This is a genomic window from Hydrogenophaga sp. NH-16, assembly GCF_004006415.1.
In the GTDB taxonomy this organism is placed as follows: domain Bacteria; phylum Pseudomonadota; class Gammaproteobacteria; order Burkholderiales; family Burkholderiaceae_C; genus Hydrogenophaga; species Hydrogenophaga pseudoflava.
Genome location: NZ_CP029344.1, coordinates 139,298 through 151,055 on the forward strand (window position 1 = coordinate 139,298; position 11,758 = coordinate 151,055).

General features: G+C 67.3%; 12 protein-coding genes. 4 read left to right on the forward strand and 8 right to left on the reverse strand.

The features are described 5' to 3' along the window. Nucleotides 1–2: 2 nt before the first annotated feature. From DD542_RS00710 to DD542_RS00720, 3 genes are read right to left on the reverse strand one after another with little or no spacing between them, the layout of a single operon-like run. Entirely contained in the window at nucleotides 3–1,094 is a 1,092-nt protein-coding gene (locus DD542_RS00710) for a c-type cytochrome (RefSeq protein WP_127803052.1), read from the reverse strand. Further along, nucleotides 1,095–2,447 (reverse strand): sulfite dehydrogenase, encoded by a 1,353-nt coding sequence (soxC, locus tag DD542_RS00715; protein ID WP_206610747.1) that lies wholly within the window; start codon nucleotides 2,445–2,447, stop codon nucleotides 1,095–1,097. Continuing rightward, nucleotides 2,440–2,808 carry a metalloregulator ArsR/SmtB family transcription factor gene (locus DD542_RS00720; RefSeq protein WP_241559841.1) on the reverse strand — a complete coding sequence of 123 codons (369 nt, stop codon included), beginning with the start codon at nucleotides 2,806–2,808 and terminating at the stop codon, nucleotides 2,440–2,442. Before DD542_RS00720 ends, soxC begins: the two co-directional genes overlap by 8 nt. 334 nt (nucleotides 2,809–3,142) lie before the next feature. Between DD542_RS00720 and DD542_RS00725 the strand changes: the two genes are divergently transcribed. From DD542_RS00725 to DD542_RS00735, 3 genes are all read left to right on the forward strand, one after another. Next, nucleotides 3,143–3,445, forward strand: coding sequence for a c-type cytochrome (locus DD542_RS00725; protein WP_241559647.1), 303 nt, complete (start codon nucleotides 3,143–3,145; stop codon nucleotides 3,443–3,445). A 10-nt stretch (nucleotides 3,446–3,455) separates the two neighbouring features. Then, nucleotides 3,456–4,736, forward strand: a complete 1,281-nt coding sequence (locus tag DD542_RS00730) for an NAD(P)/FAD-dependent oxidoreductase (RefSeq protein WP_066149388.1) — start codon at nucleotides 3,456–3,458, stop codon at nucleotides 4,734–4,736. A gap of 74 nt (nucleotides 4,737–4,810) precedes the next feature. Further along, nucleotides 4,811–5,410, forward strand: coding sequence for a c-type cytochrome (locus tag DD542_RS00735; protein WP_127803056.1), 600 nt, complete (start codon nucleotides 4,811–4,813; stop codon nucleotides 5,408–5,410). Nucleotides 5,411–5,578: 168 nt separating this feature from the next. Here the strand turns inward: DD542_RS00735 and DD542_RS00740 are convergent, their stop codons facing one another. After that, nucleotides 5,579–6,073, reverse strand: coding sequence for a MerR family transcriptional regulator (locus DD542_RS00740; protein ID WP_127803058.1), 495 nt, complete (start codon nucleotides 6,071–6,073; stop codon nucleotides 5,579–5,581). Between the two features lie 53 nt (nucleotides 6,074–6,126). On the opposite strand from DD542_RS00740, the gene DD542_RS00745 reads away from it, so the two are divergent. Beyond that, nucleotides 6,127–7,059, forward strand: a complete 933-nt coding sequence (locus DD542_RS00745; RefSeq protein ID WP_127803060.1) for an MBL fold metallo-hydrolase — start codon at nucleotides 6,127–6,129, stop codon at nucleotides 7,057–7,059. Here the strand turns inward: DD542_RS00745 and DD542_RS00750 are convergent. From DD542_RS00750 to gap, 4 genes are all read right to left on the reverse strand, one after another. Then, nucleotides 7,035–8,291, reverse strand: a complete 1,257-nt coding sequence (locus DD542_RS00750) for an MFS transporter (protein ID WP_127803062.1) — start codon at nucleotides 8,289–8,291, stop codon at nucleotides 7,035–7,037. The genes DD542_RS00745 and DD542_RS00750 overlap by 25 nt on opposite strands. 81 nt (nucleotides 8,292–8,372) lie before the next feature. Further along, nucleotides 8,373–9,440: a class II fructose-bisphosphate aldolase gene (gene fba / locus DD542_RS00755; protein ID WP_127803064.1), complete on the reverse strand. Its 1,068-nt coding sequence runs from the start codon at nucleotides 9,438–9,440 to the stop codon at nucleotides 8,373–8,375. A gap of 27 nt (nucleotides 9,441–9,467) precedes the next feature. Next, on the reverse strand, nucleotides 9,468–10,733 hold the full coding sequence (locus DD542_RS00760; RefSeq protein ID WP_127803066.1) for a phosphoglycerate kinase: 1,266 nt from the start codon (nucleotides 10,731–10,733) through the stop codon (nucleotides 9,468–9,470). 14 nt (nucleotides 10,734–10,747) lie between these two features. Then, the gene (gene gap, locus DD542_RS00765) at nucleotides 10,748–11,755 is read right to left on the reverse strand and encodes a type I glyceraldehyde-3-phosphate dehydrogenase (protein WP_127803068.1); all 1,008 of its coding nucleotides are present in this window, start codon (nucleotides 11,753–11,755) and stop codon (nucleotides 10,748–10,750) included. Between the last annotated feature and the right edge of the window lie 3 nt (nucleotides 11,756–11,758).

The window sequence follows — 11,758 nt, forward strand, 5'->3', positions numbered from 1 at the left end:
ACTCACTTCGCACCGGTGGCGATCCACTGCGCGATGGCCTTGGCGTCGTCGTCCTTGATCTGGGGCTGGGGCGGCATGGGCACCGCGCCCCACACCCCCGAACCACCGGACTTGATCTTGCCCACCAGGTAGGCCTCGGCATCGGCCCGGCCCTTGTGCTTGGCGGCGATCTCGTTGAAGCCGGGGCCGACGATCTTGTTCTTCACGCCGTGGCAGGCGGTGCAGGCGTTGGCCGCCAGCAGGCTGTTCACATTCGGCCCCTTGCCGGCCGCTGGTGCGGCGGGTGCCACGGTGGCGGCCGCGGCAGCACCGATCAGCCCCTTGGGCGCGGGCTGGGTGGTGTCGGCGCCACGCACCGGACCGATCACGCGGTTCTGCTGCTGGATGTTGCCGTGCGCGTCGCGCGCGAAGTCGGGCAGGAAGGAATGCACCTTGGGGTCCACCGCGCAGTCCTTCATGCAGGCCACGTTCTTCACGTCGCCCTTGCCATTGACCTTCCACAGTGGCTCGTGGAACACCATGCCGTTGCGGTTGGGCATGCGCTGCTGCACCTCGGCGATGTTCTTGTCGCTCAGTGTGAAGTCGGGCGGCACCACTTCGGCCAGGCTCAGCAGGTAGGCCGTGACGCCGTAGACCTCGTCGGGCTTGAGCGTCTTGGGGTTGTTCCAGGGCATCGCCCGGTTGATGTAGTCCCACAGCGTGGAGAGCGTGGCCACCTTCATGATGGTGGTCTTCTGCGGTGCGGTGCTCTTGGCACCCTCCACCAGCGCGGCCACACGCCCGGTCTCGATGTCCTTCTTGGTGGTGCCACCGATGATGGGCGTGAACACCTCGTTGGATTCGCCGAAGGCACCGTGGCAGGAGGCGCAGCGCGACTCCCACACGGTCTCGCCCAGGGACACGCTGCCGGCACCGGCCGGCAGGCCCTTGAAGTCGGGGCGCACGTCGATGTCCCAGGCCTTGACCTCGGCCGGCGTGGCGTCACGGCCCATGTTCGCCCAGGGTTTGTCCTGTGCCATGGCGGCACCGAGGGTCGAGCTGACCAGCGCGGCAGCGGCGATGGCGCGAAAGGAAGAGCGGATCGCGGTTTTCATTCAGTACACCTGCACGTTGGAGACTTCGCCGTTTTCACCGACCAGCCAGCTCTGGATGGCGTTCTGGTGGTAGACCGACCGTGTGCCGCGCACCGCGCGCAGCTGGTTGATCTTGGGCTGCACATAGCCCGTGCTGTCGATGGCGCGTGCCTGCAGGATGGCGGGCTTGCCATCCCACACCCAGTCGATGTTGAAACGCGTCAGCGCCTTGGGCAGCACCGGGCCTTCGATGCGCGCAGTGCGCCAGTTGCGGCCGCCGTCCACGCTCACATCCACGCGCTTGATCGTTCCGCGGCCCGACCAGGCCAGGCCGGTGACGTTGTAGTAGCCCTTGTCCAGCAGCGTCTGGCCGGCCGAGGGCGTGGTGATGACCGACTTGCACTCCTGGATGCCGGTGTACTGGCGGTGCGTGCCATCGGGCATGTGGTCGATGTAGTGCACCGCCTCGTCCTTGGTCGCCCACTTCTGGTCGCCCACCTCGATGCGGCGCAGATACTTCACCCAGCTCACGCCCTGGATGCCCGGCACCACCAGGCGCAACGGGTAGCCGTTCTCCGGCCGCAGCATCTCGCCGTTCATGCCCCAGGCCACGATGCAGTCGTCCATGGCGCGCTCGATGTCGATGGTGCGCGTCATGGACGAACCGTCGGCGCCTTCGGCCAGCACGTACTTGGCGGCCTTCTTGTCGTACCCGCACATCTCCAGCAGGGTGGACAGCAGCACACCGGTGAACTCCGAGCAGCTGACCATGCCGTGCGTGTACTGCACGGTGGGCACCGCCACGTTGCCCCACTCGGTCGCCGTGTTGGCACCGCACTCGATGAAATGGATGCGCGAGACGCTGGGCAGGCGCATCAGGTCGTCCATGGTGAACACGCGCTGGCGCTTGACCAGGCCGTTGACCATCAGGCGGTGCTTGGACGGATCGATGTCCCACCAGCCCTGGTGGTGGCGCTCGAAGTGCAGGCCGCTGGGCGTGATGATGCCGAACAGGCCCTGCAGCGGCGTGAAACTCACCGAGGCCTGGTCGACGCGGGTCAGGCCCGGGCTCTGGCGGCGGCGCAGGTTGGTTTCCCACTTGCTGGGCTGGCCGTAGCCCGGGTCCATGGCCACCGGCTGGCCCAGGCCCGTGCTGTGCTCGGGCAGCTTGAGAATGGCGTCCTCACCCTCCGCACCGGCCGCCATCGCCCGGCTGGCCGCACCGACCGAAGCCGCGACGCCGGCGCCCATGGCCAGGGCATTGCCCATGAAGCGGCGGCGGGCCTTGCGCGCCTGTTCCAGCTTCTCGGTACTCAGGAAATTCTCGGGCGCGGGCAGCACGCGCCCGATCACGTCGTTCAGGTCTTTAGACACTGGTGGGTTCCTTCTCGTTGGCGGGGAATGGGCGGGGCGCCGCAACGGCGCCCTGTCCGGGTGGGGACAACTCGGCGTCGGCGCGGGCCAGCAGCTGCGTCGAGACCGTGCGGCAGAGTTCGATGTAGAGCGGGTCGGCCACGCGGTAGAACACCTGCGTGCCCTCGCGGCGGCGCGACAGCAGGCCGGCCTGGTACATCAGGCCCAGGTGGCGCGAGGCGTTGGCCTGGGCCAGCCCGGTCTCGCGGATCAGTCCGTTGACACACTTCTCTTCCTGGCACAGGGCATGGAGGATGCGCAGGCGCGTGGGCTCGCCGAGCACGCTGAAGTAGCGCGCCACCGACTCGAACACCGACTGCATGCTGTCCACCTGGTCTGTCTCCGGAAGAATTTGATTTCAATCAATCAACTATATGATTGATTGCCTATATACAGATTAGTGTAAACCCGGATTCCTTCGGATCGCTGACAGACGGGACCTCCGATGTCCCGGCCAAAGGCCAACGCACTGACGACGCGCTGACAAAACCCCGCAAATCCGCTTTGATTTCTCTAGGGTTTTTACCGTTCAGGCAGGGTTTTTCCCGGTGCTAGCATCAAGCATCTAAATATGCGAAATCACTGATGCTTTGCCTGCCAACCGAGGGGCTCTGCTACAGTTTTTGATCCCTTCCCCAACCCCAGTGGAGACAACGATGGTCAAGACAATGAAATGGCTGACGGCGGGCGCCCTGTGTGCCGCCGCCGTGGGAGCGCAGGCCCAGGTGAACCAGGTGCGCGTGTGGGCAGCCGCCTGCGCCAACTGCCATGGCACCGAGGGCCGTGCCCTGCAGGGCAACGAGCCGTTGGCGGGCAAGGACAAGGACGAGCTGTACCAGAAGCTGATGGACTTCAAGAGCGGCCGCAAGCCCGCAACCATCATGCACCAGCTGTCCAAGGGCTACTCCGACGAGCAGCTCAAGGACATCGCCGCCTACTTCGCCGCCCAGAAGAAATAAGGAGCCCACCATGCAACGTCGTCAATTTGTTCAGACCCTGGGCGCCGGTTCGGTCCTCGCGGGCATTGGTGGTCTTGCCGGTTGCGCCACAGGTGGCGGCTACGGCCCCAAGGTGGTGGTGGTCGGTGGCGGCTACGGGGGTGCCACCGCCGCCAAGTACGTGCGCATGTTCTCGGACTACGGCATCCAGGTGACCCTGGTCGAGCCCAATGCGGCCTTCGTCTCCTGCCCCATCTCCAACCTGGTGCTCCAGGGCAGCAAGACCATCGCCGACATCACCACGCCCTACGACAACCTGGAAAAGCGCCACGGCGTGAAGATCGTGCGCGACATGGTCACCAGCATCGACGCCGAGAAGCGCGTGGTGAAGCTGGCCGCCGGTGGCGAGCTGCCCTACGACCGCCTGATCCTCTCGCCCGGCATCGACTTCATGTGGGACACGGTGGCCGGCATGACCAAGCCCGGCGCGCAGGACAAGGTGCTGCACGCCTGGAAGGCCGGCCCGCAGACGGTGGCGCTGCGCAAGCAGCTCGAAGCCATGCCCGATGGCGGCGTCTACGCGCTGTCGATCCCGCTGGCACCGTACCGCTGCCCGCCCGGCCCCTACGAGCGCGCCTGCATGGTGGCCAACTACTTCAAGAAGGCCAAGCCCAAGAGCAAGGTCGTGATCTTCGACGCCAACGACGACATCCAGTCCAAGAAGGGCCTGTTCATGAAGGCCTGGGACGAGCACTACAAGGGCATCATCGAGTACCGCCCCAAGCACAAGGTGGTCGAGGTCGACGCCTCCACCAACACCCTGAAGTTTGAGTTCAACGACGACTTCAAGGCCGCGGTAGCCAACGTGGTGCCCAACATGCGCGCCGGTGACATCGCCGTGCGCACCGGCCTGGCCACCGCCAACAACCGCTGGTGCGAGGTGGACTTCCTGACCTTCGAGTCGAAGGCGAAGAAGAACATCCACGTGCTGGGCGACGCGATCCAGATCGCCCCTGGCATGCCCAAGTCGGGCCACATGGCCAACCAGCATGGCAAGACCTGCGCCGCGGCCGTGGTCTCGCTGCTGCAGGGCAAGGAGCCGCCGCAGCTGCCGATATACGCCAACACCTGCTACAGCTTCGTGACCGACGAGGACGTGGTGCACGTGGCCAGCGTGCACCGCTACGACGCCGAGAAGAAGACCATGCTGGCCGTGCCGGGCTCGGGCGGCGTGTCGTCGGCCGCGAGCGAACTTGAAGGCCGCTACGCACACGCGTGGGCGCGCAACATCTGGGCCGACACCCTGGCCTGACGGACTCCCGCAGCGCCCCGGTGTCTCGTCGGGGCGCTTTTTTTCGCAAACAAATATCAGTCAGAGGTTATGCAATGAAGGCCCACCGACTCACCCTGCTCGCCCTCTTGGCGCTGGCCGGCACCACCGCCTGGGCCCAGGCCGACGAGGCGCGGGCCAAGAAGATCGCGGGCGGCTCCTGCTTCCTGTGCCATGGCGCGCAGGGCGAGTCGACCAGCGAGGTGTTTCCGCGTCTGGCGGGTCAGCACGCCGAATACATCACCAAGCAGCTCACCGCTTTCAAGAGCGGCGCGCGCAAGAGCACGGCCATGGTGGAGATGGTCAGCAAGCTCACACAGGACGAGATGGTGGCGCTGGGCAAGTACTACGAGAAGTTCGTGCTCCCGCGCGAAGAAGCCAAAGACCCGCAGCTCGCCGCCATGGGCCGCTACATCTTCCACAACGGCAACAAGTTCAGCGGCGTGCCGGCCTGCGTGAGCTGCCACGGCACCAACGCCGAGGGCGCCGCCAACCTGCCCCGCCTGGCGGGCCAGATCCCGGGCTACATCCACACCCAGCTCAAGTCCTTCAACAAGCGCGAGCGCACCAACGACAACGCGGTGATGCACGCGGTGGTGGAGAAGATGACGGAGCTGGAGATGGCGGCCGTGGCGGAATACGTCAGCAGCAAATAAAACGAACCCCCACGCTCCGCCGCTGCGCGGGTCGCTGCCCCCCGAGGGGGCGCGAATTCAGCTTGGGGCGGCCCGGCGCTGGATTCCGAGCCCCCACGCTCCGCCGCTGCGCGGGTCGCTGCCCCCCGAGGGGATGCGAATTCAGCTTGGGACGGCCCGGCGCTGGATTCAACCCTGCGTGGCGCGCCTGGAAAACGCGCGCCGCACCACCGCCGCGCCTGCACCGCTGCCGCTGTCGGGCGCGGTGGCCTGCGCGGTCGACACCGGCTGCGTGGGCGCGCACCGCAGCGCGTCAAAGGTGGCTTTCAGTTCCTTCTTCAGGGTCCTGAGCTGCGCCATGTGCGCGTCGATCTGCGCCATCTTGGCCTGCAGCTGCTGCTCGATCTCGGCGCGGCCGAAGGCGCCCTTCGCCACCTGCGGCAGGATGGCCCGGATCTCTGCCAGCGAGAACCCCAGTGCCTGCGCGCCCCGCACGAACCGCACCGCGGCGACATCGGCGTCGGTGTAGCTCCGGTAGCGGTTGGCCTGGCGCCGTGGCGCGCCGATGAGGCCTTGTTTCTCGTAGTAGCGGACGGTGTCGGTGGACACCCCCGCCGCATGGGCGAACTGGCTGATGTTCATGGTGGCGCGGGCGGGCGAGCCCTCTGAATCGGTGCTTGACATTGGAGCATGGACCAGGCTTTAGCCTCGGTTCATCCATCCACAAGGCCCAGAAAATGCTCCGATCCTTCACGTCCGTCTTCACCCTCCTCCTGTCGGTCCTGGTGTCCGCCTCGCTGCAGGCCCAGACCGTTTCCCAGCCCCCTGCTTCCCCGCCGCCCGGCTCCCCGCCGAAGGTCGGCTTCGCCATCATCAAGACCTCGCAGGTGGCCGTGCCGCAGGCCCTGCTGGTGCCGGGCGGGGACATCACCCGGCAGGTGAACTCCAACTTCTCGGCGTTCCTGATCAAGCACCACGACGACTACCTGCTGTTCGACACCGGCCTGGGCGAGCAGATCGATGCCCAGTACCAGCAAGGCATGCCGCTGTGGTGGCGGCCCTTCTTCACCTACGACAAGCCGGTGGTGAGCGCGCGCACGCAGCTGGACAGGGCCGGCATGCCGCCGCTGCAGCGCGTGATCCTGAGCCACAGCCACTGGGACCACGCCGGCGGCGTGCAGGACTTCCCGGAAGCGCGGATCGGCATTGCCGCGGCAGAGCGACCCCGGTTGCGCGCTCCGAGCACCGGCCCCGGAGGCACCTGGGCCTCGCAGGTCGGCGCGGACGCCATCTGGTGGGAGGAGCTGGCGTTCCAGCCCGTGCCGTTCATGGGCTATACCGAAAGCCTCGACCTCTACCAGGACGGCACCGTGGTGCTGGTCCCGATGCCCGGCCACACCCCGGGCTCGCTGGGCCTCTTCGTCACCACCGACTCCGGCCGGCGGTATTTCTTCATCGGGGATGCGGCCTGGACCCTGGCGGCCTTGCGGCAGGGCGCACCCAAGTTCTGGGTGGCGGGAAAGCTGGTCGACGGGGACGCCCCGCAGACGCAGACCAGCCTGGAACAGGTGCGTGCGCTGATGCAGGCCGACCCGGATCTGGTCGTGGTGCCGGCCCACGACAGCGCCGTGCAGGACGCCCTGGGCTACTTCCCGGCCTGGGTCCGCTGAGCGGCGCCGGCACGCATGCGCCGGTACAGCCAGCCGGCGATGGCCAGGTTCAGCAGGTTCCAGGCGATGCCGTTGAGGAAGGCGGCGTCGTAGCTGCCGGTCATGTCGAAGATCCAGCCCGAGAGCCAGCCGCCCAGCGCCATGCCGATCAGCGTGGCCATGATGACGGCGCCGACCCGCGCGCCCACTTCCTGCAGCGCGAAGTGCTCGCGGATGATGATCGCGTAGGACGGCACGATGCCGCCCTGGAACAGGCCGAACAGCGCAGACACCACATACAGCGGCACCATGCCGTCGAAGGGCAGGAACAGCAGCAGCGCCACGCCCTGCAGCGCCGAGCCCAGCAGCAGGGTGCGGATGCCGCCGATGCGGTCGCAGATGAAGCCCGAGACGAGGCGGCTGACGATGCCGCTGGCCAGCATGAGGGACAGCATCTCGGCACCGCGCGCCGCGCCATAGCCGAGGTCGGTGCAGTAGGCCACGATGTGCACCTGCGGCATCGACATCGCCACGCAGCAGCCCACACCCGCCACGCAGAGCAGCCACTGGGCGCTGGAAGGGCTGAGGCCGAAGGGGCGGCTGCGGTCGGCGGCCGGCGCCGCGCCCGCAACCGACGCGGATACCGGCGGCGCCAGCGGTGGGCGCTGGCGCATCAGGCCCGAGAGCGCCAGCATGCCCAGGCCGCAGACCAGGCCCATGATGGTGTAGGTCGGGCGCCAGCCGATGGTTTCGATGCCGTGCTGCACCAGCGGCGGCCAGAGCGCGCCGGCGATGTAGTTGCCGCTGGCGCAGATGGCCACCGCAATGCCGCGCCGCCGGTTCCACCACTGCGAGGTGTCGGCCAGCAGCGGCGCGAAGGTGGAGGCACCGCCCAGCAGGCCGAGCAGGCCGTGCGCGAGGCCAAAAGTCCAGATGCTGTCCGACTGCGCGGCCCAGAGAAAGCCGCCCGCCACCGCCAGCGCACCCACCCAGAGCACCTTCATCAGGCCGTGGCGGTCGGCCATGCGGCCGGTCCAGATGCCGCCGATCCCCAGGCACACCATCATGAAGGTGTAGGGCAGCGAGGCGCTCGCGCGGTCGATGCCGAACTCGGTCTGCACCGTGGGCAGCACCACCGACACCACGTACATGCTGCTGTTGCCCAGCACCACCAGGCCCAGGGCCACCAGCAGCCGCCAGGCGGCCTGGCGCGAATCGATGACGGACGGGTCGGCGTGCAGGGGTCGGTTCATCCCCGCAATCTAACGCAGGCGCTGCGCCGGCCCCTGTCTCGGTCGCAGCTCGTCGCGGGCAGCTCGCGCCTCCCGTGCTGTTCAGGCCACCTGCGCGGCCAGCTCGCCCTTGTCGTAGCGCTTCTGCATGGCCTCCAGGCTGTGCACCTTGGTGATCTTGCTGGCCATGCCGGCGGCACCGAAGGCTTCGTAGCGCGCCGCGCAGATCGCCTGCATGGCCTTGGTGGCCTCCTTGTAGAACTTGCGCGGGTCGAAGTTCTTGCGGTCTTCGGCCAGGTGCTTGCGGATGGCGCCGGTGCTGGCCATGCGCAGGTCGGTGTCGATGTTGACCTTGCGCACGCCGTTCTTGATGCCTTCGACGATCTCTTCCACCGGCACGCCGTAGGTCTGGCCCATGTCGCCTCCGTACTGGTTGATGATCGCCAGCCAGTCTTCCGGCACGCTGGACGAGCCGTGCATCACCAGGTGCACGTTGGGGATGCGCTGGTGGATTTCCTTCACGCGGTCGATGCGCAGCACCTTGCCGCTGGGCTTACTGGTGAACTTGTAGGCGCCGTGGCTGGTGCCGATGGCGATCGCCAGCGCATCCACCTGGGTCTTGGTCACGAAGTCCGCCGCCTCGTCGGGGTCGGTCAGCAGCATGGAATGGTCCAGCTCGCCTTCGGCGCCGTGGCCGTCCTCCTCACCGGCCTTGCCGGTTTCCAGCGAACCCAGGCAACCCAGTTCCCCTTCCACCGACACGCCGCAGGCGTGGGCCAGGTCCACCACCTGCCGGGTGGTGTTGACGTTGTACTCGTAGCTCGCGGGCGTCTTGCCGTCGGCCAGCAGGCTGCCGTCCATCATCACCGAGCTGAAGCCCGACTGGATGGAACGGAAGCACACGCCCGGCGTGGCGCCGTGGTCCTGGTGCATGCACACGGGGATGTGCGGGTACATCTCGATCGCGGCGGCGATCAGGTGGCGCAGGAAGGGCTCGCCCGCATAGGAGCGCGCACCGGCCGAGCCCTGCAGGATGACCGGGCTGTCCACCGCGGCGGCGGCCTGCATGATGGCCTGCACCTGCTCCATGTTGTTGACGTTGAACGCGGGCAGGCCGTAGCTGTTTTCAGCCGCGTGGTCGAGCAGCTGGCGAAGGGAAATGAGGGCCATGGGGTTGTCTCCGTGGGATTGAAAAACTCAGGGTTCAGCGCGCTTTGCCAGGATCTCGAACGCCGGCAGCGTCTTGCCTTCCAGCACTTCGAGGAAGGCGCCGCCGCCGGTGGAGATGTAGCCCACGTCCTTCTCGATGCCGTACTTGGCAATGGCGGCCAGCGTGTCGCCACCACCGGCGATGCTGAAGGCGCTCGATTCGGCGATCGCCTGGGCGATCACCTGGGTGCCGTTCTCGAAGGCGGCGAACTCGAACACGCCCACCGGGCCGTTCCAGACGATGGTGCCGGCGGCCTTGAGCTTCTCGGCCAGCCTGGCCGCGGTCTTGGGGCCGATGTCCAGGATCAGGTCGTCGTCGGCCACCTCGGTGGCGGCTTTGACCGTCGCGGGTGCATCCGCGGCGAAGGCCTTGGCGCAGACCACGTCCTCGGGGATCGGCACCTCGGCACCGCGCGCCTTCATGGCCGCGATCACGGCCGTGGCTTCGCCCAGCAGATCGGGCTCGGCCAGGCTCTTGCCGATCTTCAGACCCGCGGCCAGCATGAAGGTGTTGGCGATGCCGCCGCCGACGATCAGGCCGTCGACGTTCTTGGCCAGGGCCTGCAGGATGGTCAGCTTGGTCGAGACCTTGGAGCCGGCGACGATGGCCACCAGCGGGCGCTTCGGGTTGGCCAGCGCTTTGGAAATCGCATCCATCTCGGCCGCCAGCAGCGGGCCGGCGCAGGCGATGGGCGCCGTCTCGGCGATGCCGTAGGTCGTGCCTTCGGCGCGGTGCGCGGTGCCGAAGGCGTCGTGCACGAAGATGTCGCAGAGCTTGCCCAGCTTGGCGGCCAGCTCGGGCTTGTTCTTCTTCTCGCCCACGTTCAGGCGGCAGTTCTCCAGCAGCACCACCTCGCCGGGTCCGACGGCAAAGCCACCGTCCACCCAGCCGGACACCAGCCGCACCTCGATGCCGAGCAGGTCGGACAGCCGCCGAGCCACAGGAGAGAGTGAGTCTTCAGGCTTGAACTCGCCTTCGGTGGGGCGGCCCAGGTGGGAGGTGACCATCACGGCCGCGCCGGCGTCCAGCGCCATCCGGATCGCTGGAATCGAGGCGCGCACGCGCGTGTCCTCGGTGATGCGGCCGGCGTCGTCCCAGCCGTCGCCGGGCCGCCCCAAGGCGGCTGAGCCCCCCTCGGGGGGGCAGCGATGCGTGGGGGGCGAGAGAGGCACATTGAGATCGGCCCGGATGAAGACGCGTTTGCCGCGGGCAAAGCCGCTGCGGCACACGTCGCTGAATCGGAGGAATTTCATCGCGACCTCCCGGTTCAGTTCGCGCCCACGTGCTGCACGAAGCGCATCATGTTGCAGGTGTAGCCGTACTCGTTGTCGTACCAGCTCACCACCTTCACGAAGCTCTTGTCCAGCGCGATGCCGGCGTCGGCGTCGAAGATCGAGGGCATGGAACAGCCGCGGAAGTCGGTGGAGACCACCTTGTCGCTGGTGTAGCCCAGCACGCCCTTGAGCGGCCCTTCGCTGGCGGTCTTCATCGCAGCACAGATGTCGTCGTAGCTGGCCTCGGCGTTCAGCTCCACCGTCAGGTCCACCACCGACACGTCGGAGGTCGGCACGCGGAAGGCCATGCCGGTGAGCTTCCTGTTCAGCTCGGGCAGCACCACGCCCACGGCCTTGGCGGCACCGGTGGACGACGGGATGATGTTTTCCAGAATGCCGCGGCCACCGCGCCAGTCCTTGCTCGACGGGCCGTCCACCGTCTTCTGCGTGGCGGTCGCCGCGTGCACCGTGGTCATCAGGCCGCGCTTGATGCCGAAGCGGTCATTGAGCACCTTGGCCACCGGGGCCAGGCAGTTGGTGGTGCAGGACGCGGCCGAGACGATGGCTTCGCCCGCGTAGGTCGCGTGGTTCACGCCGAACACGAACATGGGCGTGTCGTCCTTGGACGGGGCCGACTGCACGACCTTCTTGGCGCCGGCATCGATGTGCTTCTGGCAGCTGTCCTTGGTCAGGAAGAAGCCGGTGGATTCGATCACCACGTCGGCGCCCACCTCGTTCCACTTCAGGTTCGCCGGGTCCTTCTCGGCCGTCAGGCGGATCTTGCGGCCGTTGACCACCAGGTGATTCCCGTCCACGGCCACCGTGCCCTTGAAGCGGCCGTGCACCGAGTCGTATTGCAGCATGTAGGCCAGGTAGTCGGGCTCCAGCAGGTCGTTGATGGCCACGACCTCGATGTCCTTGAACTCCGCTTCCTGCGCCACCGCGCGGAACACCATGCGGCCGATGCGGCCGAAGCCGTTGATGCCGATCTTGAGGCTCATGTC

Coding starts and splice junctions, on each gene's coding strand:
- DD542_RS00725 (WP_241559647.1), top strand. CDS start 3,143: ATGGTCAAGACAATGAAATGGCTGACGGCGGGCGCCCTGTGTGCCGCC.
- DD542_RS00710 (WP_127803052.1), bottom strand. CDS start 1,094: ATGAAAACCGCGATCCGCTCTTCCTTTCGCGCCATCGCCGCTGCCGCG.
- DD542_RS00730 (WP_066149388.1), top strand. CDS start 3,456: ATGCAACGTCGTCAATTTGTTCAGACCCTGGGCGCCGGTTCGGTCCTC.
- fba (WP_127803064.1), bottom strand. CDS start 9,440: ATGGCCCTCATTTCCCTTCGCCAGCTGCTCGACCACGCGGCTGAAAAC.
- DD542_RS00735 (WP_127803056.1), top strand. CDS start 4,811: ATGAAGGCCCACCGACTCACCCTGCTCGCCCTCTTGGCGCTGGCCGGC.
- DD542_RS00740 (WP_127803058.1), bottom strand. CDS start 6,073: ATGTCAAGCACCGATTCAGAGGGCTCGCCCGCCCGCGCCACCATGAAC.
- DD542_RS00750 (WP_127803062.1), bottom strand. CDS start 8,291: ATGAACCGACCCCTGCACGCCGACCCGTCCGTCATCGATTCGCGCCAG.
- DD542_RS00720 (WP_241559841.1), bottom strand. CDS start 2,808: ATGCAGTCGGTGTTCGAGTCGGTGGCGCGCTACTTCAGCGTGCTCGGC.
- DD542_RS00745 (WP_127803060.1), top strand. CDS start 6,127: ATGCTCCGATCCTTCACGTCCGTCTTCACCCTCCTCCTGTCGGTCCTG.
- DD542_RS00760 (WP_127803066.1), bottom strand. CDS start 10,733: ATGAAATTCCTCCGATTCAGCGACGTGTGCCGCAGCGGCTTTGCCCGC.
- gap (WP_127803068.1), bottom strand. CDS start 11,755: ATGAGCCTCAAGATCGGCATCAACGGCTTCGGCCGCATCGGCCGCATG.